Origin of the sequence: Xylanimonas oleitrophica, assembly GCF_003244315.1 — a bacterium.
GTDB lineage: Bacteria > Actinomycetota > Actinomycetes > Actinomycetales > Cellulomonadaceae > Xylanimonas_A > Xylanimonas_A oleitrophica.
Window position 1 is genome coordinate 220,367 of the sequence record NZ_QKWH01000003.1, and the last position, 20,226, is coordinate 240,592.

A 20,226-nucleotide genomic window follows, 5' to 3' on the forward strand; every position below is an offset into this window, starting at 1 on the left:
GACGTTCTTGGTCAGGCGGCCCGGTCGACGGCGGCGTGGGTGAGCTCCAGCAGCACCTCGCGCCCGGTCTCCTCGAGATCGGCGCGCTGGAGCGCGCCGGTCGCTGCCGTGGCGAGCTCCTGGATGAGGTGCTCGACGCCGTCGAGGGCGCCGGTGGCCAGGATGACGTCGCGCAGCGCCTGGACGTCGTCGTCGGTGAGGGCGGGGTCGCCCAGCCGGCTCGTGACGAGGGCGCGCTGGTCAGCGTCCCCGGCAGCCATCGCCCGGGCCACCAGCACCGTCCGCTTGCCCTCGCGCAGGTCGTCCCCGGCGGGCTTGCCGGTGACGTCCGGGTCGCCGAACACGCCCAGGACGTCGTCACGGAGCTGGAACGCCTCGCCGAGGGGGAGCCCGACCGCGTCGACGGCCTCCAGCCGGGCGGCGTCCGCGCCGGCGAGCACCGCACCGAGCACCAGCGGCTGGCGCACCGAGTAGCTGGCGGACTTGGCACGGAGCACGGCGCGTGCGCGCTCCTCGTCCGCGGCGGGGTCCAGGCCCCAGGGCTCTGCCTGGACGAGCACGTCCAGGTACTGGCCCACGATGACCTCGCTCTGCATGGCGTCGAACACCTCGCGCGCGGCCTGGGCGGTGCGCGGCGGCAGCGGGGCCAGGGCGGCGGCGATCTCCCGCTGGGCCGCGACCAGGCACAGGTCGCCCAGCAGGATCGCCGCCGACTCCCCGAACCGGGCGGGCTCGCCCGCCCAGCCGGCCTCGGCGTGCCGGGCCTCGAAGACGCGGTGCGCCGTCGGGCGGCCGCGGCGGGTGTCGGAGGCGTCCATGACGTCGTCGTGCAGGAGCGCGGCGGCCTGGAAGAGCTCGAGGGCGGCCCCCGCGCGCACGGCGGCCTCGCGGCCCTCGCCCGTGGCCTCGCCGCCGTGCGCGCGGAAGGACCAGTAGGCGAAGGCGGCGCGCAGCCGCTTCCCGCCGGCGAGGAGGGCACCGGCCTGGTCGGTCAGCGCCGTGGCGGTGGGCCCGATCTGGCCGACCTCGTCGGCGAGCCGGTGCAGGTGACGGGCGACGGCGGCATCGACGTCGGCACGGAGGTTCTCGAGGTCGACGACCGCAGGCATGCTCCGAAGCCTATGTCAGACCGGCGGTCAGCCCGCCGGTGCCGCCACCGTGCCGCTGATGCTCACCAGCCGCCGGTCGTCCTCGTCGAGCACGCCCACCAGCAGGGTCTCCACCAGCGGGCCCTCCTCGCGCTCGGTGCGTCGTGTCCACGCCGTCTGCGCGGACAGGCCGGTGATCACCGAGGGGGCGGTCTCGGTGAAGCCGGCGACCGCGAGCGGTGCGCCGACCTGGGCGAGGACGTCCTCGACCGTCGCCGGGGTCGAGAGGTTGAGCGAGACCTGCGTGGTCCCGTTCTCCTGGGGGCGTGCCGAGCTGGCGACCACCGTGGCCCCTTCGGGCGCGGCCAGCAGGTCGGTCGGGAACCCCTCGGCGTAGTCACCGACCGCCGTCGCGGGGTCGTAGTCGGGCATCGGTGCGGCCGACGTCTCCGGCTCGGGCGCCGTCGTCGGCAGGTCGGCGCCGGAGCGCGTGTCGAGACGGCCCGAGGGCGCCGGCGTGCAGCCCACGGCGAGCACCCCGACGAGCAGCACGACGAGAGCCGCGGCCCCGGGCGTGCCGGGGTGCGCGCGGCGCGTGGCGGTGCCGGCCTGGCGAGCGATCACGCGCACACGGTAGCGGCAGCCTGGCCGCGCCGAGGCCCTGCCCGGGCGGCGGAGGCCGTCCTTCCTGCGGTCCCGCTCGTCCTGCCCGCACCGCCGTCGCGCCGAGGCGTCAGCCTCCACCGAGGCTGCCCCCGGACGTCACGACGCCGGCCTCTGCGCACAGGCGGCCGGCCGCACCCCGCACGCGGGCGGCCCGGTGGCTGAGATCGACGCATGACCCCCACCGCCCAGACCGTGCGGGTGCGCGACACCCGCGACCTGCTGTCCGTCGTCCCCTACGCGCTGGGCTACCGGCCCGCCGAGTGCGTCGTCGTGCTGTGCGTGCGCCCCGACGGCAGCCTCGGGCTCGTCGCCCGCACCGCGCTCGCCGACCTGCGCCGGCCCGCCGACCGCGCCCACCTCGCCGGCCTGGTGGCCCGCCGAGCGCGTCAGGACGCGACGGCCGCGGCCTACGTGGTCCTCTACAGCGCCCACGACGCCGGCGGGTACGAAGCGGGCGGGTACGAGGCGGGCGGGTACGAGGCGGGCAGGTGGGACGCCCTGCCCGGGACGGCCCACGGCAGCGGGGGCAGCGGCGGGGGCACCGGCGGGGCGGCGGCGCTCGCGGCCGTGCACGCGTTCCGCGACGCGATGGCCGCCGTCGTGCCCGATTGCGAGACCTGGCACGTGGGCACCGAGCGATACCGCTCGCTCGACTGCGTCGACCCCGGCTGCTGCCCGCCCGGCGGCCACCCCGTCGAGGGCCTGGAGTCCACCACGCCTGGCGCGCAGCTCGTGCTCGACGGGCTCGCCCCGGCCGTCTCGCGCGAGGAGCTCTACCGGGTGCCCCGCGCTGCCGCGGGGGCCCGCGACCTGGCGGGCAGGGCGGCCCAGCGCTGGGAGCGCGCGGCCGTCCGGGCCCGGGGCGGGGCGGGCGCCGGTGCGAGGACGCCCGACGGCGCGATGCCCGCAGACCCGGTCCCCGCGGCCGCGGTGCCGGGCGACGCGGTGCCTGGCAGCGCGTCCGCGCTGCACGACTGGCGGCGCCGTTCCTACGGCGCCTGGCTCGATGCGGTGCGGGCTGCCTCCCGGGACGCGCAGGTCCCCGTCGCGGTGCTCGGCCGCCTCGCGGCGGCGCTCGACGACACCCCGGTCCGGGACGCCGTGCTGCTCTGGTGCGTCCCGGGCTGCGACGACCTCGCCTCCGCGACGGCCGTCGGCGAGGACGGCACCGGTGCTCGGACGTCCGATGCGCTGGCGGCCGTCGTCGACCCGGCCCGCGCCCGCCGGCCCGACGAGCAGCGCCTGCAGGCCGCGGTCACGGTGCTCGAGGCGGTGGTGGCCCACGCGGCCGTGCGCCGCACGGCCCCGCCGCTGACCCTGCTCGCCTTCCTGGCGTGGTGGTCGGGCGAGGGTGGGCGTGCTGCGCACCGCGTGGGGGAGGCTCTCGAGGTCGACCCCGAGCACCGGCTCGCCGGCCTGGTGGACGCGGCGCTCACCGCGGCGGTGCCTCCCGGCTGGGTCCGTGCGCGCGCCGTGGCGGCGTCGTGACGCACCGGCGCTCGCCGCTCGGGTAGCGTGCGCCTCATGACGGTCGTGGTCAGCCACCTGAGCAACCCCGAGGGCCGCCAGGCCCTCGCGACGGCGATCGGGGAGGCCCGGTCGCGCGGGACGCGGCTCGTCGTGGTCGCGCACGCCGCGGCCCCGGCGGACGGGACCGCCCCGGCCGAGAGCGAGGGCGGCGACGCCCTCGAGGAGCTGCGCACCCGGCTGGCGGAGGGACAGGTGGAGCACGAGGTCGTCACCAGCTCCGGGGACCTCGCCGAGGTGCTGGTGCAGACCGCGGCCCGCACCCAGGCCGAGCTCATCGTGATCGGGCTGCGACGGCGCAGCCCTGTGGGGAAGCTCATCCTGGGGTCCGGAGCGCAGCGCATCCTGCTCGAGGCGCCCTGCCCGGTGCTCGCTGTCAAGCCCTGACCGCCGTCTGTCCGCGCTGAGGGCACCCGAGGGCGCTCTGGGAGCACTCTGAGGCGCCGTGAGCGGCGGCTGGCCGCCGTGCCAGGGCCGGGACGCTCCCGGGGTGCGGGGGCCGGCGCCGGCGCGGGAATCATGCGGGCGTGCCGCGAGTTGTACCGAGGACACCAGCGACCGAGCGGCCCGGTACGGGCGAAACTGACCTGCACAGAGCGGGGCAGCCGGGTCGCGACGGTACAATATCCATTGTCCGCCGGAGCCTCGACGGTCCGATTCGAGCAAGGTCCGCCCGGACCGCTTCCAGTCTCACCGGCGGGACACCGCCCCCTCGATTGCCGAAAGGTCGGTTTGTGGCGTCCACGTCCCAGAGCACCGCACAGCAGAACATCACGCTGCCCCGCGAGTTCGAGCACCCTGCGCTGAAGGAGCTCCTCGCCGAGGGCACGGCCCAGGGGCGCGTCGACGCCGAGGCGTTCCGTACCGCCTGCGAGGCCGCCGGGGTGGGTGACGCCAAGCGGCTCAAGGCGGTGCTCAAGGCCCTGTCCGTCGCCGGGGTGGAGGTCGGCCTGCCGACCGTCACCAAGGTGGCCGCGGCCGCGACCTCGCGCAGCACCACGGCCACGGCGAAGGCGCCGTCGTCGCGCAAGTCCACGCCCAAGGCGTCGGCCGTCACGACCACGCGCACCGCCCCCACCAAGGCGGCCGAGGCCGAGGCGGAGGCCGACGGCGAGGAGACGACCAAGCCCGCCCGCAAGACGGCCGCCAAGTCGGCCGGCACGCGCAAGACGACGGCGAAGAAGACCACCGCCGCCAAGGCGTCCAAGGCCAAGACCTCCGGCGAGGACGAGGACGAGGTCCTCGAGGACGACGTCGAGATCGACGAGGCCGAGCTGGAGACCGTCGAGGACGTGGCGACGGACGACACCGACGACTCCACCGACGACGCGGACGAGGCCGAGCAGACGGACGACGCGAAGGCGCCGGCCGCCAAGGACGGCAAGGCTGCCGCGGGCGAGGAGGAGGAGACGGGCTTCGTCGTCTCCGACACCGACGACGAGGACCAGCCCGCTCAGCAGGTGGTCACCGCCGGTGCCACGGCCGACCCGGTCAAGGACTACCTCAAGCAGATCGGCAAGGTCGCGCTGCTGAACGCCGAGCAGGAGGTCGAGCTCGCCAAGCGCATCGAGGCCGGCCTGTTCGCGGAGGAGAAGCTGGCGAAGGAGTTCGCCGACTTCGACCGCACCAAGGCCGACGCCGACACCCGCCGCGTCTACCGCGACCTGCAGTGGATCGCGCACGACGGCAAGCGGGCGAAGAACCACCTGCTCGAGGCCAACCTGCGTCTGGTCGTCTCGCTCGCCAAGCGGTACACGGGCCGCGGGATGCTGTTCCTGGACCTGATCCAGGAGGGCAACCTCGGTCTGATCCGTGCGGTCGAGAAGTTCGACTACACCAAGGGCTACAAGTTCTCGACGTACGCCACCTGGTGGATCCGGCAGGCGATCACCCGCGCCATGGCCGACCAGGCCCGGACCATCCGCATCCCCGTGCACATGGTCGAGGTCATCAACAAGCTGGCCCGCGTCCAGCGGCAGATGCTCCAGGACCTGGGCCGTGAGCCCACGCCGGAGGAGCTGGCCAAGGAGCTGGACATGACGCCCGAGAAGGTCGTCGAGGTCCAGAAGTACGGCCGTGAGCCCATCTCGCTCCACACCCCCCTGGGTGAGGACGGCGACAGCGAGTTCGGTGACCTCATCGAGGACTCCGAGGCCGTGGTCCCGGCTGACGCCGTGTCGTTCACGCTGCTCCAGGAGCAGCTGCACCAGGTGCTCGACACGCTGTCGGAGCGCGAGGCCGGCGTCGTGTCCATGCGGTTCGGCCTGCAGGACGGCCAGCCCAAGACGCTCGACGAGATCGGCAAGGTCTACGGCGTGACGCGCGAGCGCATCCGTCAGATCGAGTCCAAGACGATGTCGAAGCTGCGCCACCCGTCGCGCTCCCAGGTGCTGCGCGACTACCTCGACTGATCCTGCCCCGCCGGAGCCCCGAGCCGGCGTGCACGAAGGCCCGCACCCCTTGAGGGTGCGGGCCTTCGTGCGTCCTCGGCCGCGTGACGCGTGGTGCGGCCCCCGGCAGTCTGTCCGAGCCGTCCGGGCAGGACGCACGAGAGCCCGCACCCCGGTGGCGGGTGCGGGCTCTCGTGAAGTCTCGTGCGGGGAGCGGCGGGCCTCAGCGGGCTCCGTGCTCGGCGAGCAGACGGTCGGTCTCGTCCTGGATGTGCGTGGCGACGTCGGTGTAGGCGGGGGCGTGCTCGCGCGCGTGGTGGCCGCAGAAGAGGAGCTCTCCCACGGGCAGGACCACGCGAACGTACGCCTGGGCGCCGCAGCGGTCGCAGCGGTCGGCGGCGGTCAGCGGTTCGGTCGTCATGGTGGTCACGAGACAATCCAACCATCCGCTGCCACCAAAATTCCGTCGGCCGGCGCGCGGTTCGCTCCGGGCATAGTCGACCGGTAGAGGGCGGAGGGTCTGCACCGGCGTGTCGGCGGTGTCGTCTACCCTGCTGGCGTGACCACCACCGCCCCCCGCTCCGTGCCTGCTGACTCCAGCTACACCGCCCGGCACCTGTCGGTGCTGGAGGGGCTCGAGGCGGTCCGCAAGCGTCCCGGCATGTACATCGGCTCGACCGACTCCCGCGGCCTGATGCACTGCCTGTGGGAGATCATCGACAACTCCGTCGACGAGGCGCTGGGCGGCCACGCCACCAAGATCGGGATCGTGCTCCACGCGGACACCTCGGTGACCGTCTCCGACGACGGTCGCGGCATCCCCGTCGACGTCGAGCCGAAGACGGGCCTGACGGGTGTCGAGGTGGTCTTCACCAAGCTGCACGCCGGCGGCAAGTTCGGGGGCGGCTCCTACACCGCCTCGGGCGGGCTGCACGGCGTCGGCGCGTCGGTCGTCAACGCCCTGTCGTCCCGTCTCGACGTCGAGGTCGACCGCGGCGGCAAGACGTACCGCATGACCTTCCACCGCGGCGAGCCGGGCACCTTCGCCGACCCGAAGTCGGGCCCGTCGCCCGACGCGCCGTTCACCCCGTTCACGGACCGCAGCGAGCTGGCCGTGGTCGGCAAGGCCAAGCGCGGGGTGACGGGCACGCGGGTGCGGTACTGGGCCGACCGCCAGGTGTTCCCCAAGAGCGCGGTGTTCAGCTACGACGAGTTGGTCACCCGTGTGCGCCAGACGACCTTCCTCGTGCCCGGCCTGGAGATCACGGTGCGCGACGAGCGCGGCCTCGCCGGCACCCCCGGGGAGACGGGCCCGCACGAGGAGGTGTTCAAGCACACCGGCGGCGCCGTGGACTTCGTCGACTTCCTGGCCCCCGACGCCCCGGTGACCGCGACGTGGACGCTGCGCGGCAAGGGCCAGTTCACCGAGACGGTGCCGGTGCTCGACGACCGCGGCCACATGACGCCGCAGGAGGTGCAGCGCGACTGCGAGGTGGACGTCGCCCTGCGCTGGGGCAACGGGTACGACACCGAGGTGCGCTCGTTCGTCAACATCATCGCCACGCCCAAGGGCGGCTCGCACCTGACCGGGTTCGAGCAGGGGCTGCTCAAGGTGGTGCGCAAGCAGGTCGAGGCCAACGCCCGGCGGCTGAAGATCAGCGCCAAGGACGGCTCGGAGCGCATCGAGAAGGACGACGTCACGGCGGGACTGACCGCCGTGGTCACCGTGCGCCTGGCGGAGCCCCAGTTCGAGGGGCAGACCAAGGAGGTGCTCGGCACCGCCCCGGTGCGCGGCATCGTGGCGCGCGTCGTGGAGAAGGAGCTCGCGGCGATCTTCGGCTCCACCAAGCGCGACGACAAGGCGCAGGCGGCGCTCCTGCTCGACAAGGTCGTGGCGGAGATGCGCGCCCGCGTCACCGCGCGCAAGCAGAAGGAGATCTCGCGCCGCAAGAACGCGCTGGAGACGTCCTCGCTGCCCGCAAAGCTCGCCGACTGCCGCTCGGACGACGTGCAGCGCTCGGAGCTCTTCATCGTCGAGGGTGACTCCGCGCTCGGCACGGCCAAGCTCGCGCGGTCGAGCGACTTCCAGGCCCTGCTGCCCATCCGCGGCAAGATCCTCAACGTCCAGAAGGCCTCGATCGGGGACATGCTGCGCAACGCCGAGTGCGCGGCGATCATCCAGGTCATCGGGGCTGGCTCGGGCCGGTCCTTCGACCTCGAGGCTGCGCGCTACGGCAAGATCGTGCTGATGACCGACGCCGACGTCGACGGTGCCCACATCCGCACGCTGCTGCTGACGCTCTTCTACCGGTACATGCGACCGCTGGTGGAGGCGGGACGGGTCTACGCGGCGGTCCCGCCGCTGCACCGGGTCGAGGTCATCGGCGCTCGGGGCAAGGGCAACGAGTACGTCTACACGTACTCGGAGGCGGAGCTGGCCGCGACCCTCAAGCGCCTCGACAAGGCCGGCAAGCGCTACAAGGACGACATCCAGCGCTACAAGGGCCTGGGGGAGATGGACGCCGACCAGCTCGCCGAGACCACCATGGACCCGCGGCACCGTACGCTCCGTCGCGTGACGGCGGAGCACGGCGAGGCGGCCGAGCGGGTGTTCGAGCTGCTGATGGGCTCCGAGGTGGCACCGCGCAAGGACTTCATCGTCGCCGGTGCGCACGCGCTCGACCGCTCCAAGATCGACGCCTGAGGCGCGCTGGCTGGTCCCGTCGCACGCCAGGGCCCTCGCAGCGGTGACGGTTGCGGCTGTGACGGGACCGTCTCTGTGCCGGAGGCGTCGCGTCTGGGACAATCGAGGGGTGAACGACCAGCCGCGCATGAACGTCGAGTCCTTCAACCTCGATCACCGCACCGTCAAGGCGCCGTACATCCGCCTCGCCGACCGCAAGCAGCTGCCGCACGGTGACGTCATCGTCAAGTACGACGTGCGCTTCACGCAGCCCAACTCCGGCCACCTCGACATGAAGACGATCCACTCGGTGGAGCACCTCTTCGCCGAGAAGAGCCGCAACCACAGCGCGCAGGTCATCGACTTCTCGCCGATGGGCTGCCAGACGGGCTTCTACCTCATCCTCCAGGGCGAGCCCGCCTACGACGAGGTGCTCGACCTGGTCGAGAAGACCCTGACGGACATCACCGCCGCCGACGAGGTCCCCGCCGCCAACGAGGTGCAGTGCGGCTGGGGTGCGAACCACTCGCTCGAGGGGGCCCAGGAGGCCGCCGCGCAGTTCCTGGCGCAGCGGGACGAGTGGTCGCAGGTCACGGCGTGAGCGAGGCGCTCCGGCCTCGTGCGGCGGTGCTCGTCGCGATGGACGAGGAGGCCGCGCCGTTCCTCGCCCGGGCCGAGCACGTCGGTGACGAGGTGGCCCGAGGGGGCGGCCTCGCCGTCCGGCGCGACATCGTGCTGGGCGGGGTGCCTGTCGCTCTGGTCCGCGGGGGTATCGGGTTCGCCAACGCCACCGCGGCGGCGGCGTACGCCTTCTACACGCTCGACGGCGCCGTCCCCCTCATCAGCGCCGGCACCGCCGGTGGCCTGGCCCGCGGTGTCGAGGTGGGCCAGGTGGTGGTGGGCCGGCAGTACGTGAACATGAACGCGGACGCCACCGCGTTCGGCTACACGCTCGGTCAGGTGCCCGGCATGCCGGAGCGGTACGACGGCGACGAGGACCTGGTGGCTCTCGCGGTCGACGGCGCACCGGAGGGTGTGAGCACCGGCGTGATCGGCTCTGGCGAGGTGTTCGTCACCGCGGACCACGCGCTGCGCATGCGCGAGGCGTTCCCCGACGTGGTCGCGGTGGACATGGAGTCGGCGGCCGTCGCGCAGTTCGCCCACACGCACGGGCAGCGGTTCGTGTCCGTCCGGGCGATCAGCGATCTGTGCGCCCCCGACGGGACGGAGTTCCTGACGCACCTCGACGGGGCGGCCGACCGGTCGGCGGACGCCGTCGTGCGTCTGCTCGAGCGGCTGACCGGCTCGGAGCCGCGCCAGCCCGAGCTCGCCGCGCAGGCGTAGCCGGCCCATCACCGCGCGTTCGCACGGCCAGGGCCGCCCGCACGTCGTGTGCGGGCGGCCCTGGCCGTCCGGGTGCGAGACTGGTCGGACGACGGTCACCACGACAGGGGGAAACATGGCGGGACACCGCGTCTTCGGGATGAGCTTCGCGAGCATCTACCCGCTCTACCTGCAGAAGGTGGAGCGCAAGGGCCGCACCCGCGAGGACGTCGACCGGGTCATCACCTGGCTGACCGGTTACGACGAGGCCGGCCTCGCGAAGGCGATCGCGGACGAGGTCGACCTCGAGACCTTCTTCGCGCAGGCTCCCGCCCTCAACCCGAACGTCACGCTGATCACGGGTGTGATCTGCGGGTATCGGGTCGAGGAGATCGAGGACCCGTTGATGCAGAAGATCCGCTACATGGACAAGCTCGTCGACGAGGTCGCGCGCGGCAAGAAGATGGAGTCGATCCTGCGCGGGAGCGGCGGAGCAGCGGCCTAGGCCCGCGGGTCCGGAACCTCTCGGGTCTCGTCGCCGGCGTCCTGCACCGTGGGAAATCCGTGGCCGCGCCATGGGGCGTCTGCTTAGCGTGGTCGCATGACCGCCACCGACGACGCCCCCGCCGCCCTCGCCCCGATCGCCGAGCGTGCGGCCGCGCCGGCCACGCTGCCCGCGATCACCGCCGGGGGGCTGAGCTGGCGCGCGGCCACCCGCGACGACGCTCCGGTGGTCTGCGACCTCCTCAACGCCGTTCTTGCCGCGGACCGCGCCACCTACCGCATGACGCCGCAGGAGGTGGCGGAGTCGTTCGACTCGCCGATGCGCGACGACGCCACCGACACGCTGCTCGGGCTCGACGGCGACGGCGTGCCCCGGGCCTTCGGCAGCATCGTCGCCCCGCCCGGCGACACCACCCTCGTGCGCACCTACCTGGAAGGTGGCGTACACCCGGAGCGCCGCGGGGAGGGGATCGGGCGCGAGCTGCTCGCGTGGCAGGTGGCCCGTGCCCGGCAGGTGCTCGCCGCGTCAGGCAAGGACGCCCCCGCCCGGATCGCGGGCTTCGCCGACGACCACGCTCCGGAGTCGAGACACCGCCTGTTCGCCCGCGCGGGCTTCCGTGAGGCGCGGTTCTACCACGATCTGCGCCGGGACCTCACGGGGCCCGACGCCACGCCCGTGCCGGAGGTCTCTCTCGACGCCCCGCTGCGCCTCGTGCCGTGGTCGGCTGACCTCGACGAGGCGACGCGCCTGGCCCACAACGACGCCTTCCGCGACCACTGGGGCAGCCAGCCGCAGTCCCGCGAGCAGTGGGCGCACGGACGCAGCGAGTTCGCCCCGCAGTGGTCGTTCCTCGTCGTCGACGACGCCCCCGACGTGGAGGCGCTGCTGGCCGACCCGCACACCGACGCCGAGACGGCGGCGGCCCTGCGCGCCGGGGAGCCGCTCGTGGTCGGGTACGAGATCGCGGGCCGGTACGACGAGGACTTCCCGGTGCAGGGGTACACCTTCGGCTACACGGAGATCCTCGGGGTGCGTCGCGCCTATCGCGGGCGGCGTGTGGCGGTGGCGGCGCTCGCCGCCGGGATGCGTGCGTTCGCCGCGGACGGCATGCGGTACGCGTGCCTCGACGTCGACACGGCGAACCCGAGCGGTGCGCACGGCCTCTACGCGAGCCTGGGCTACGAGAAGACGACGGGGTCGAGGCTGTACGCCATCGACCTGTGACGGCTCTGGGGCGTGACGGGCGCCGCAGGCGCCCTGGCAGGGGAGTGTCGTAGGTCACGTCTAGCCTCGTGGGCATGAACATCGTGCTGATCCCCGGGGCGTGGCTGGACGCCTCCGCGTGGGACGGTGTGCGCCCGGCGCTCGAGGCTGCCGGCCACACCGTCCACGCGCTGACCCTGCCCGGCAAGGAGTCGGCCGACGCCGACCGCACGGGCATCGGGCTGGCCGACCACGTCGACGCCGTCGTGTCCGTGGTGGACCGGCTCACCGCCGACGGCGGCCAGGTGGTGCTCGTGGGCCACTCCGCGGGCGGCGCCGTCGCGTACGCCGCCAGCGACCGCCGGCCGGAGCGGATCGCCCGCGTCGTCTACGTCGACGCCGGCCCGCTCGCGGACGGCGGCGTGGTCAACGACGAGCTGCCGGTGGTAGGCGACGAGGTGCCGCTGCCCGACTGGTCGGTCTTCGACCCGCCCGACCTGGTGGACCTCACCGACGAGCTCCGTGCCGCCTTCGAGGCCCGCGCGGTCCCCGAGCCGCGGGGCGTCTTGCAGGACCCGGTGCGGCTGACCGACGAGCGGCGGCGCGACGTGCCCAGCACGATCGTCGCCTGCGAGTTCTACGCCGACCGGTACGAGAGCCCCTCGCAGATGTACCAGGCGCTGCTCGACCAGGGCGCCCCGTGGGTGGCCGAGCTCGCGAGCCTGCGCGACCGCGAGATCGTCGACCTGCCCACCGGCCACTGGCCGATGTTCACCCGCCCGGACGACCTCGCCGCGGTGATCCTGGCGGCCGTCGAGCGCACGGGTGGACGTCCGGGCGCTTGACGAGGCACGACGCCCGCCAGCACCCCGGAGGTCCCGTGCCCCGGTGGGAAGGCGACGACGGCCCAGTGGGAGACCTCCCGCCGGGCCGTCGTCGTGCCGGTCGCGACCGTCAGCCGCGACCGTCAGCCGAGGGCGGCGAGCGGTCCGGCGAGCGGCGTACCGGAGCCGTCCCGGCGCTCGTCCACGGGGGGCAGCTCGACAGGCTGCCCGCCGGTGCCGACGGCGCGGGCGGGACCCTCGCCCACCCAGGCCAGGACGAGGGAGTCCTCGCCCTTGAGGAAGCGGTGCGAGCGCACGCCGCCCGTGCCACGCCCCTTGCCGGGGTACAGCTCGTAGGGGGTCACCTTGACGGACCCGCCGCCCACGCCGGGCAGCTGGCCGGCCGACCCGGCCACCGTGACGACGGCGTGCTCCGGGCGTGTGCCCGCACGAGCCACGCCGAAGAACACGACCCGCTGGCCCGCGGCCAGCTTGATGCCCGCCATGCCTCCGGCAGCCCTGCCCTGCGGGCGCACCGCGGAGGCGTCGAAGTGCAGCAGGCTCGCGTCGGACGAGACGAAGACGAGCTCGTCCTCGTCGGTGGCCGGTGCGGCCCCCACGACGCTGTCGCCGTCCTTGAGCGCGATGACGTCCCACTCGTCCTTGTTGCTGGGGGCGTCGCCCGGCGCCACGCGCTTGACCACGCCGTTCGCCGTGCCCAGCGCCAGCGTCGGGGCGTCCGGTGCGAGCGACACGACGGCCAGCACCTCCTCGCCGGGGGCGAGCTCCACCAGCTCGGTCACCGGAACGCCGCCGGACAGCGACGGTGCCCCGTCGGTCACGGGGATGCCCGGCATCTCCAGCACGGACACGCGCAGCAGCCGGCCCGCCGTGGTCACGAGCCCCACGTGGCTGCGGGTGGTGGTCGCGACGTCGCCGCGCAGCGCGTCGTGCGCGTGGCGGCGCCCGGCCCGGCTGACCGGGGCGTCGGCGCCCTCGCCCGACGTGCGTGCCAGCAGGCCCGTGGCCGACAGCAGCACCCGGGTGGGGGAGTCGGCGATCTCGAGGCTGATCGCCTCCGCCTTGCGGCCGCGCGCGGCCGACGCGGAGGCGGCCGACGTCGTCGTGCCGCCCGCGGAGTCCAGCAGCACGGTGCGACGCGGGGTGCCGTACGTGGCGGCGACCTCGCCCATCTCGGTGGACACGACGCGGCGCAGCACCTCGTCGGACCCCAGGATCTCCTGCAGCTCGGCGATCTCCTTCTCCAGCTGCGACTGCTCCTTCTCCAGCTCGATGCGGGAGAACTTGGTCAGTCGGCGCAGCTGCAGGTCGAGGATGTAGTTCGCCTGCGGCTCGCTCAGCTCGAACACGCCCATGAGGCGCTCGCGGGCGGTGCCGGCGTCGTCGGAGGAGCGGATGACCTGGATGACCTCGTCGATGTCGACGATGGCCAGCAGCAGGCCCTCGACCAGGTGCAGGCGCTCCTGCCGCTTGGCGAGCCGGAACGCGGACCGGCGGCGCACCACGTCGATGCGGTGGTCCACCCACACCCGCAGCAGCTCGAGCAGGCCGAGCGTGCGCGGCTGGCCGCCCACGAGAGCCACGTTGTTGATGCCGAAGGAGTCCTCGAGCGGCGTGGTGCGGTACAGCTGCTCCAGCACGGCGTCCGGGTCGAAGCCCGTCTTGACCTCCACCACGAGGCGCAGCCCGTGGGCGCGGTCGGTGAGGTCCTGGACGTTGGAGACGCCCTGGATCTTCTTGTTCTTGACGCCCTCGGCGATCTTCTCGACCACCTTCTCGGGGCCGACGACGTAGGGCAGCTCGGTGATGACGATGCCCCTGCGGCGGGGGGTGAGGTTCTCGACCCGGGCGGTGGCCCGGGTGCGGAACGAGCCGCGGCCCGTGCGGTAGGCGTCACGGATGCCCTCGAGGCCGACGATCTTGCCGCCCGAGGGCAGGTCCGGGCCGGGCACGTACCGCATGACGTCCTCGAGCGTGGCGTCCGGGTTGGCCAGCAGGTGCTGCGCCGCGGCGACCACCTCGACCAGGTTGTGCGGCGGCATGTTGGTGGCCATGCCGACGGCGATGCCCGACGCGCCGTTGACCAGCAGGTTGGGGATCGCGGACGGCAGCACCTCGGGCTGGGTCAGCTTGTTGTCGTAGTTGGGGACGAAGTCGACGACGTCCTCGTCCAGCCCGGCGGTCATCGCGATCGACGACGGCGCCAGCCGGGCCTCGGTGTACCGGGGGGCGGCGGGGCCGTCGTCCAGGGAGCCGAAGTTGCCGTGCCCGTCCACCAGCGGCAGGCGCAGCGAGAAGTCCTGCGCGAGGCGCACCAGGGCGTCGTAGATCGCCGCGTCGCCGTGCGGGTGCAGCTTGCCCATGACCTCGCCCACGACGCGCGAGGACTTCACGTGGGGGCGCTCGGGCCGCAGGCCCATGTCGGCCATCATGTACAGGATCCGGCGCTGCACCGGCTTGAGGCCGTCCCGGGCGTCGGGCAGCGCGCGCGCGTAGATGACGGAGTACGCGTACTCGAGGAACGACGTCTCCATCTCCGACGCGACGTCGATGTCGACGATCTTCTCGTCGATCGGCTCGGGCGGGAGGGCGGCGGGCTTGCGCGCCATGTTCTCTGGGACTCCTGCGGGGTGGCTCGGACGGGCGTTCGAGCCGAACTCTAGCCGTCGCCGCCCACCCTCCCGACGGGCGCGCGCCGAGCGTGGCTACCCTGGGCCTGTGACTGGTGAGGCGACGACGGCGTACCCGGTCGCGTGGGAGGCCGACGTCGTCCTGCGCGACGGCACCACCACGCACGTGCGCCCGATCCGTCCCGAGGACGCCGACGCCCTCCAGCGCTTCCAGATGCGGCAGTCGGAGCGCTCCGCCTACTTCCGGTTCTTCGCACCGGTGCGGCGCCTGACCGACCGCGAGCTGGAGCTGTTCACCCACGTCGACCACGTGCGCCGCGTCGCGCTCGTGGCCGTGCGGCCCAGCACCGAGCCCGACGCCGGCCCGGGGGACGAGGACATCATCGGCGTGGCCCGCTACGACGTCGTCGAGCCCGGGCTGGCCGAGGTCGCCTTCAACATCGGCGACGCGTTCCAGGGGATGGGCCTGGGATCGGTGCTCCTGGAGCACCTGGCCGCCGCGGCGCGCGAGCGCGGCGTGCGCCGCTTCACCGCCGACGTGCTGCCGCAGAACGGCTCCATGCTGGCTGTCTTCCGCGACGCCGGCTACGCCGTGCGCCAGCAGCTCGACGACGGCGTGGTGACCGTCTCCGTGGACCTCGACCCCACCGACCGCTCCCGCGAGGTGATGGCCGACCGCGAGCACCGCGCCGAGGCCCGCAGCATGCAGGGCCTGCTCTCGGCCCGCCGGGTGCTGCTCGTGGGTCCCGGGCACCGGGAGGCCGGCGCCGCCCCCGCCGCAGAGGCGCTCCTGGTCGCCCGGGTGCTGGAGGCCGCCGTCACCGACCCGGGGGACACCGAGCTGTTCGTGCTCGACGCCCCCGGGGGCGTCCCCGACGCCCCGGCCGTGCAGGCCGTCGGCTCCTGGGCCGAGGTGCCCGACGTCGACCTGGCGCTGCTCGCGCTGCCCGCGGCCGACGCCGTCGCCGCCGTGCGCCGCCTGGCCGGCAAGGGCTGCCGCGGCGTCGTCGTCCTCTCGGCAGGGTTCGCCGAGACCGGCCCCGAGGGGCTCGCCCGCCAGCGCGAGCTGCTGCGCGCAGCCCACGGGCTCGGCATGCGCGTCGTCGGGCCCGCGTCCTACGGGCTGCTCACCACCGCGCCCGGCGCCCGCCTGCACGCCAGCCTCGCCGAGCGGCCGCCAGCGGCGGGCGTCGTCGGCGTCTTCTGCCAGTCGGCCCCCGCCGCGGTCACGCTCGGCGCCACCCTCGAGCGGCGCGGCCTCGGCGTCTCCGCCCTCGTCTCCGCCGGGCACCGCGCCGACGTCTCCGGCAACGACCTCATGCAGCACTGGCTCCAGGACGACGCCACCCAGGTGGTGTGCCTCTACCTGGAGTCGATCGGCAACCCGCGCAAGTTCTCCCGCGTGGCCCGACGCCTCGCCGCCGAGAAGCCCGTGGTCGTGGTCGTCGCCGGCCGCTCCGGCCAGGTCGTCCCACCCGGCCACGCCGTGCGCGCCACCCGGGCCCCGCGCGCCATGCTCGACGAGATGCTGCGCCAGTCCGGCGTCATCCGGGCCGACAACACCCACCAGCTCATGGACGTGGCCCAGGTGCTGGCCCACCAGCCGCTGCCCGCCGGCGGGCGCGTCGGCATCCTGGCGAGCTCGGCGGCGCTCGCCGCCCTGGTGGCCGAGGCCGCCGCCGCCCACGGCCTGGTGGTCGCCGCGTCGAGCGACTATCTCTCGGCCGACCGCTCGGCGCAGGAGGTGGTGCGCACCGTCGAGGGCCTGTACGCCGACGGCGCGTGCGACGCCGTCGTCGTCGTGGACGTGCCCGTGGTCATGCCGCGCGGGGACACCCTCGCCCGCGCCGTGGCCGAGGCAGCCGCCCGCACCGGGCGCACCACCGTCGTGTCCATGCTCGGCCTGCACGGCATGCCCGACGAGCTCGCCGCCACCGCGCCCGACGGCGCCGCGGTGCGGGTGCCGGCGTTCTCCACGCCCGAGGACGCCGTCGCGGCGCTCGGAAAGGTCGTCGCCTACGCGGGCTGGCGCACGCGCGAGCGCGGCGCCCCCGTGCGCCCGTCGGGCGTCGACCGCGTGCGGGCCCGCCGCCTCGTCGAGCAGCACCTGCGCGCCGCGAGCTCCGGCAGCGCCGGCAGCGGCGCCCTGGCTCCCGACGGCGAGAACGGCGTCCTGCTCGACGAGGACGCCGTCTCCGAGCTGCTCGCCTGCTACGGCGTCACCGTGTGGCCGGCACGGCGCGTGGCCACCCCCGAGGAGGCCGTGGCCGCGGCCGACGAGCTCGGCTGGCCCGTCGCCCTCAAGAGCGCCAGCCAGGTGCTGCGGCACCGCACCGACCTCGGCGGCGTGCGCCTCGACCTCGGCGACGCCGAGGACCTGCGCGAGAGCGTCGAGCGGATGAGCGCGGTGTCGCGGGCCGCGGGGCTCGAGCCGGCCTTCGAGGTGCAGTCGATGGCACCGCCCGGTGTCGCCTGCGTGGTGCGCTCCGTCGAGGACCCCCTGTTCGGTCCCATCGTCTCCTTCGGCCTCGCCGGCGACGCCGTCGAGCTGCTCGGTGACGTCGCCTACGGCGTGCCGCCCCTGACCGACGTCGACGTCCACGACCTCGTGCGCTCCGTGCGCGCCGCGCCCCGCCTGTTCGGATACCAGGGCGCCCCGCACGCCGACGTCGGCGCCCTCGAGGACGTCGCCGCCCGCGTCTCCGTCCTGGCCGACGACCTGCCCGAGCTCGCCGCCCTCGAGCTCTACCCCGTCGTCGCCGCCGAGCACGGGGCCACCGTGCTGCACGCCACGGCCAGGCTCCGCCCCGCCACCGAGCGGCGCGACCCGCTGCGCCGGGTGCTGCCGGCATGACCGGGCGGTGGAACAATGTCCGGGTGCCGCACGCCGACCGCCCCGACCTCACCGCCGACACGACCCTGCCCGCCGCCCTGCACGAGGAGATCGTGCGCGCCGGGTACTACCCGCAGCTCGTCGAGGACGTGCTCGACGTGGCGCTCGCGGGCGAGACCGTGCAAGCGCACCTCGTGCAGGCCGAGACCACGTTCGACTCCGAGGTGCGCCGCCACCTCACCGTCCTGGTGCTGACGCCCACCCGCCTGGTCACCGCGCACGTGGACGACCACGAGGGCGACCACGCCAACCCGTCCTCCGCCGCGGCGACCACCGAGGCCGTGCCGCTGGAGGAGATCCGCTCGGTGACCCTCACGCACGTGGTCGCGGAGCCGGCGGCCTACGAGTCGGGGCGGGGTGGCAGCGGCCCCAGCGAGCTCAACCTCGTCGTGGGCTGGGGCGCCGTCTCCCGCATCGAGCTCGAGCCCGCCGCGTGCGGGGACCCGCAGTGCGACGCCGACCACGGGCTCACCGGGCAGATGCTGCCCGACGACGTCGTCGTGCGCGTCTCCAGCGCCGCCGAGGGCCGTGACGCCGTCCGGCGCGCCGTCGCGTTCGCGCGCGAGCTGTCCGCGGCCACCACGCGACGGGCGCCGCGGTGACCGCCTCCGCGCTGGCTCTCCCGGAGGACCTCCTCGCCCCCACCTACGGCACGGACTCCCTGGCGGCCGTGCTGCCGGGGGCGGCCGGCGCCCTGGGCGTGGACCTCACGACGGCCACCGGCCTGACGTCGTCGGGGTGCGCGAGCGCGCTCGGGCTGCCCGCCGCCGAGCGTGTCGTCGTGGTGCTGTGCGACGGGCTCGGCCTGCTCAACCTCGCCGAGCGCGCGGGGCACGCGCCCTTCCTGCGCTCGGCTCTGCCCGGTGCCCTGGCGCTGCGCACCACGTTCCCGTCCACGACCGCGGCCGCCGTCAGCACCTTCGGCACCGGCACGGCCCCGGGCCGGACCGGGATGCTCGGCTACACGCAGCGCAATCCCGTCACCGGCGGGCTGGCCAACATGGTGTCGTGGACCGAGCAGTCGGAGCCGTACCGACGCGGACCCGCGATGGCCGGCGTGCTGCCCGTCCCCGCGCACGAGCTCCAGCGTGAGCCCACGGTGTTCGAGGGCCTCGTCGCCGCCGGGACGCGGGTGACCTCCGTCGGTCCCGCCCGCTTCACGGGCTCCGGGATGACGCTGGCCGCGCTGCGCGGCAGCGCGTACGTGGCCGCCGAGTCGCTCGCCCAGCGCGTCGACGGCGTGCTGGGTGTGCTGCGCCAGCCCGGCCTGGCCTACCTCTACTGGGGCGACGTCGACAAGACCGGCCACCACCACGGCTGGCAGTCGTGGCAGTGGGGGGACGAGCTCGAGGCGTTCGACCGGGAGATCGCCCGCCTGGTGCGGTCCCTGCCCGCGGGCACGCTCGTGCTCCTCACCGCCGACCACGGCCAGGTCGAGGTCGACCTCGCCGACCGGGTGGACGTGGCCACCATGCCCGCGCTCGACGAGGGCGTGGCGCTGGTGGGCGGCGAGCCCCGGGCCGTGCACGTCTACGCCGACGACCCGGCGCAGGCACCCGCCGTCGCCGCCCGCTGGCAGGACGTGCTGGGCGAGCGGGCCGTGGTGGCGCTGCGGGACGACGCCGTCGCCGCCGGCTGGCTCGGGCCGGTCGCGGAGCACGTGGCCCCGTGGGTCGGCGACGTGCTCGTGGCGCCCCGCGGCCGGTTCACCGTCGTGGACTCGCGCACGCAGACGCCCGCGTCTCTGCAGCTGCTCGGCGTGCACGGCTCGTTCACGCCCGAGGAGATGACCGTGCCGCTCGTCGCCGCCGTGGCCGGCTGAGGGGATCACGTGGCCGAGCTCGTCTTCTTCAGCGGCACCATGGACTCCGGCAAGTCCACCCTGGCGCTCCAGACCGACTACAACCACGCCGCCCGCGGCCGCACGGGCCTGGTGTTCACGCGTCACGACCGTGCCGGCGCCGCGCGCATCTCCTCCCGCCTGGGGCTGGAGGTCGGAGCCCTCGAGGCCGACGAGTCCACCGACTTCTGGGAGGTGGTCGACGCCGAGCGCCGCCGCGGGCGCCTCGTCGACTACGTGGTGTGCGACGAGGCGCAGTTCTACTCGCCGCAGCAGGTGGAGCAGCTCGCGCGCCTGGTGGACGAGGTCGAGATCGACGTCTTCGCGTTCGGCATCACCACCGACTTCCGCACCCGGCTCTTCCCCGGCTCCGCCCGCCTGCTGGAGCTCGCGGACCGCACCGAGATCCTCCAGGTGCCCGCCCTGTGCTGGTGCGGGCGTCGCGCCACCCACAACGCGCGCACCGTCGACGGAGTCATGGTGGTCGAGGGGGAGCAGGTGGTGGTGGGTGACACCGGGGCGGACGCCGTCGTGGCGTACGAGGTGCTGTGCCGCCGTCACCACATGCGCCGCATGACGGCGACCGCAGCCCGGCAGCACGCCGTGGCGGGGGAGTCGATGCTGGACCTGTGA

Annotated in this window: 17 protein-coding genes; 13 read left to right on the forward strand and 4 right to left on the reverse strand. The window is 74.3% G+C overall.

The genetic code is table 11. The features are described 5' to 3' along the window. Nucleotides 1–11: 11 nt before the first annotated feature. Both DNL40_RS06685 and DNL40_RS16385 read right to left on the reverse strand, forming a co-directional pair. Complete coding sequence (locus DNL40_RS06685) at nt 12–1,109, reverse strand: polyprenyl synthetase family protein (RefSeq protein ID WP_111250469.1); 1,098 nt, start codon at nt 1,107–1,109, stop codon at nt 12–14. 27 nt (nt 1,110–1,136) lie between these two features. After that, the gene (locus DNL40_RS16385) at nt 1,137–1,712 is read right to left on the reverse strand and encodes a hypothetical protein (RefSeq protein WP_179950975.1); all 576 of its coding nucleotides are present in this window, start codon (nt 1,710–1,712) and stop codon (nt 1,137–1,139) included. Nucleotides 1,713–1,925: 213 nt separating this feature from the next. Between DNL40_RS16385 and DNL40_RS06695 the strand changes: the two genes are divergently transcribed. From DNL40_RS06695 to DNL40_RS06705, 3 genes are all read left to right on the forward strand, one after another. Beyond that, entirely contained in the window at nt 1,926–3,242 is a 1,317-nt protein-coding gene (locus DNL40_RS06695) for a DUF4192 family protein (protein ID WP_111250470.1), read from the forward strand. 36 nt (nt 3,243–3,278) lie between these two features. Next, the gene (locus DNL40_RS06700) at nt 3,279–3,668 is read left to right on the forward strand and encodes a universal stress protein (RefSeq protein ID WP_111250471.1); all 390 of its coding nucleotides are present in this window, start codon (nt 3,279–3,281) and stop codon (nt 3,666–3,668) included. 347 nt (nt 3,669–4,015) lie between these two features. Continuing rightward, entirely contained in the window at nt 4,016–5,692 is a 1,677-nt protein-coding gene (locus tag DNL40_RS06705) for an RNA polymerase sigma factor (protein WP_245885724.1), read from the forward strand. A gap of 202 nt (nt 5,693–5,894) precedes the next feature. On the opposite strand, the gene DNL40_RS06710 is transcribed toward DNL40_RS06705, so the two are convergent. Beyond that, the gene (locus DNL40_RS06710) at nt 5,895–6,092 is read right to left on the reverse strand and encodes a DUF7455 domain-containing protein (RefSeq protein WP_111250473.1); all 198 of its coding nucleotides are present in this window, start codon (nt 6,090–6,092) and stop codon (nt 5,895–5,897) included. A 138-nt stretch (nt 6,093–6,230) separates the two neighbouring features. Between DNL40_RS06710 and DNL40_RS06715 the strand changes: the two genes are divergently transcribed. From DNL40_RS06715 to DNL40_RS06740, 6 genes are all read left to right on the forward strand, one after another. After that, the gene (locus tag DNL40_RS06715) at nt 6,231–8,375 is read left to right on the forward strand and encodes a DNA gyrase/topoisomerase IV subunit B (protein ID WP_179950976.1); all 2,145 of its coding nucleotides are present in this window, start codon (nt 6,231–6,233) and stop codon (nt 8,373–8,375) included. Between the two features lie 127 nt (nt 8,376–8,502). Then, nucleotides 8,503–8,955, forward strand: coding sequence for an S-ribosylhomocysteine lyase (locus DNL40_RS06720; RefSeq protein ID WP_111250572.1), 453 nt, complete (start codon nt 8,503–8,505; stop codon nt 8,953–8,955). Next, entirely contained in the window at nt 8,952–9,698 is a 747-nt protein-coding gene (mtnN, locus tag DNL40_RS06725) for a 5'-methylthioadenosine/S-adenosylhomocysteine nucleosidase (protein ID WP_245885725.1), read from the forward strand. Before DNL40_RS06720 ends, mtnN begins: the two co-directional genes overlap by 4 nt. Before the next feature lie 115 nt (nt 9,699–9,813). Next, complete coding sequence (locus DNL40_RS06730; protein WP_111250474.1) at nt 9,814–10,182, forward strand: DUF2200 domain-containing protein; 369 nt, start codon at nt 9,814–9,816, stop codon at nt 10,180–10,182. 96 nt (nt 10,183–10,278) lie between these two features. Further along, nucleotides 10,279–11,406, forward strand: a complete 1,128-nt coding sequence (locus tag DNL40_RS06735) for a GNAT family N-acetyltransferase (RefSeq protein WP_111250475.1) — start codon at nt 10,279–10,281, stop codon at nt 11,404–11,406. Between the two features lie 74 nt (nt 11,407–11,480). Next, a complete protein-coding gene (locus tag DNL40_RS06740; protein WP_111250574.1) occupies nt 11,481–12,230 on the forward strand; it encodes an alpha/beta fold hydrolase in 750 nt (249 codons plus the stop codon). 122 nt (nt 12,231–12,352) lie between these two features. Here the strand turns inward: DNL40_RS06740 and DNL40_RS06745 are convergent, their stop codons facing one another. Next, on the reverse strand, nt 12,353–14,839 hold the full coding sequence (locus DNL40_RS06745; protein ID WP_111250476.1) for a DNA gyrase/topoisomerase IV subunit A: 2,487 nt from the start codon (nt 14,837–14,839) through the stop codon (nt 12,353–12,355). 109 nt (nt 14,840–14,948) lie between these two features. On the opposite strand from DNL40_RS06745, the gene DNL40_RS06750 reads away from it, so the two are divergent. Genes DNL40_RS06750 through DNL40_RS06765 form a run of 4 tightly spaced genes read left to right on the forward strand, consistent with a single transcriptional unit; the run spans nt 14,949 to nt 20,226 of the window. Then, nucleotides 14,949–17,714 (forward strand): bifunctional acetate--CoA ligase family protein/GNAT family N-acetyltransferase, encoded by a 2,766-nt coding sequence (locus DNL40_RS06750; RefSeq protein WP_245885726.1) that lies wholly within the window; start codon nt 14,949–14,951, stop codon nt 17,712–17,714. 23 nt (nt 17,715–17,737) lie between these two features. Continuing rightward, the gene (locus DNL40_RS06755; protein ID WP_111250478.1) at nt 17,738–18,355 is read left to right on the forward strand and encodes a DUF5998 family protein; all 618 of its coding nucleotides are present in this window, start codon (nt 17,738–17,740) and stop codon (nt 18,353–18,355) included. Continuing rightward, entirely contained in the window at nt 18,352–19,575 is a 1,224-nt protein-coding gene (locus DNL40_RS06760) for an alkaline phosphatase family protein (protein WP_111250479.1), read from the forward strand. The genes DNL40_RS06755 and DNL40_RS06760 overlap by 4 nt, the downstream gene beginning before the upstream one ends. A gap of 9 nt (nt 19,576–19,584) precedes the next feature. Beyond that, nucleotides 19,585–20,226, forward strand: coding sequence for a thymidine kinase (locus DNL40_RS06765; protein ID WP_111250480.1), 642 nt, complete (start codon nt 19,585–19,587; stop codon nt 20,224–20,226).

Coding starts and splice junctions, on each gene's coding strand:
- DNL40_RS06685 (WP_111250469.1), bottom strand. CDS start 1,109: ATGCCTGCGGTCGTCGACCTCGAGAACCTCCGTGCCGACGTCGATGCC.
- DNL40_RS06695 (WP_111250470.1), top strand. CDS start 1,926: ATGACCCCCACCGCCCAGACCGTGCGGGTGCGCGACACCCGCGACCTG.
- DNL40_RS06700 (WP_111250471.1), top strand. CDS start 3,279: ATGACGGTCGTGGTCAGCCACCTGAGCAACCCCGAGGGCCGCCAGGCC.
- DNL40_RS06710 (WP_111250473.1), bottom strand. CDS start 6,092: ATGACGACCGAACCGCTGACCGCCGCCGACCGCTGCGACCGCTGCGGC.
- DNL40_RS06720 (WP_111250572.1), top strand. CDS start 8,503: ATGAACGTCGAGTCCTTCAACCTCGATCACCGCACCGTCAAGGCGCCG.
- DNL40_RS06730 (WP_111250474.1), top strand. CDS start 9,814: ATGGCGGGACACCGCGTCTTCGGGATGAGCTTCGCGAGCATCTACCCG.
- DNL40_RS06735 (WP_111250475.1), top strand. CDS start 10,279: ATGACCGCCACCGACGACGCCCCCGCCGCCCTCGCCCCGATCGCCGAG.
- DNL40_RS06740 (WP_111250574.1), top strand. CDS start 11,481: ATGAACATCGTGCTGATCCCCGGGGCGTGGCTGGACGCCTCCGCGTGG.
- DNL40_RS06745 (WP_111250476.1), bottom strand. CDS start 14,839: ATGGCGCGCAAGCCCGCCGCCCTCCCGCCCGAGCCGATCGACGAGAAG.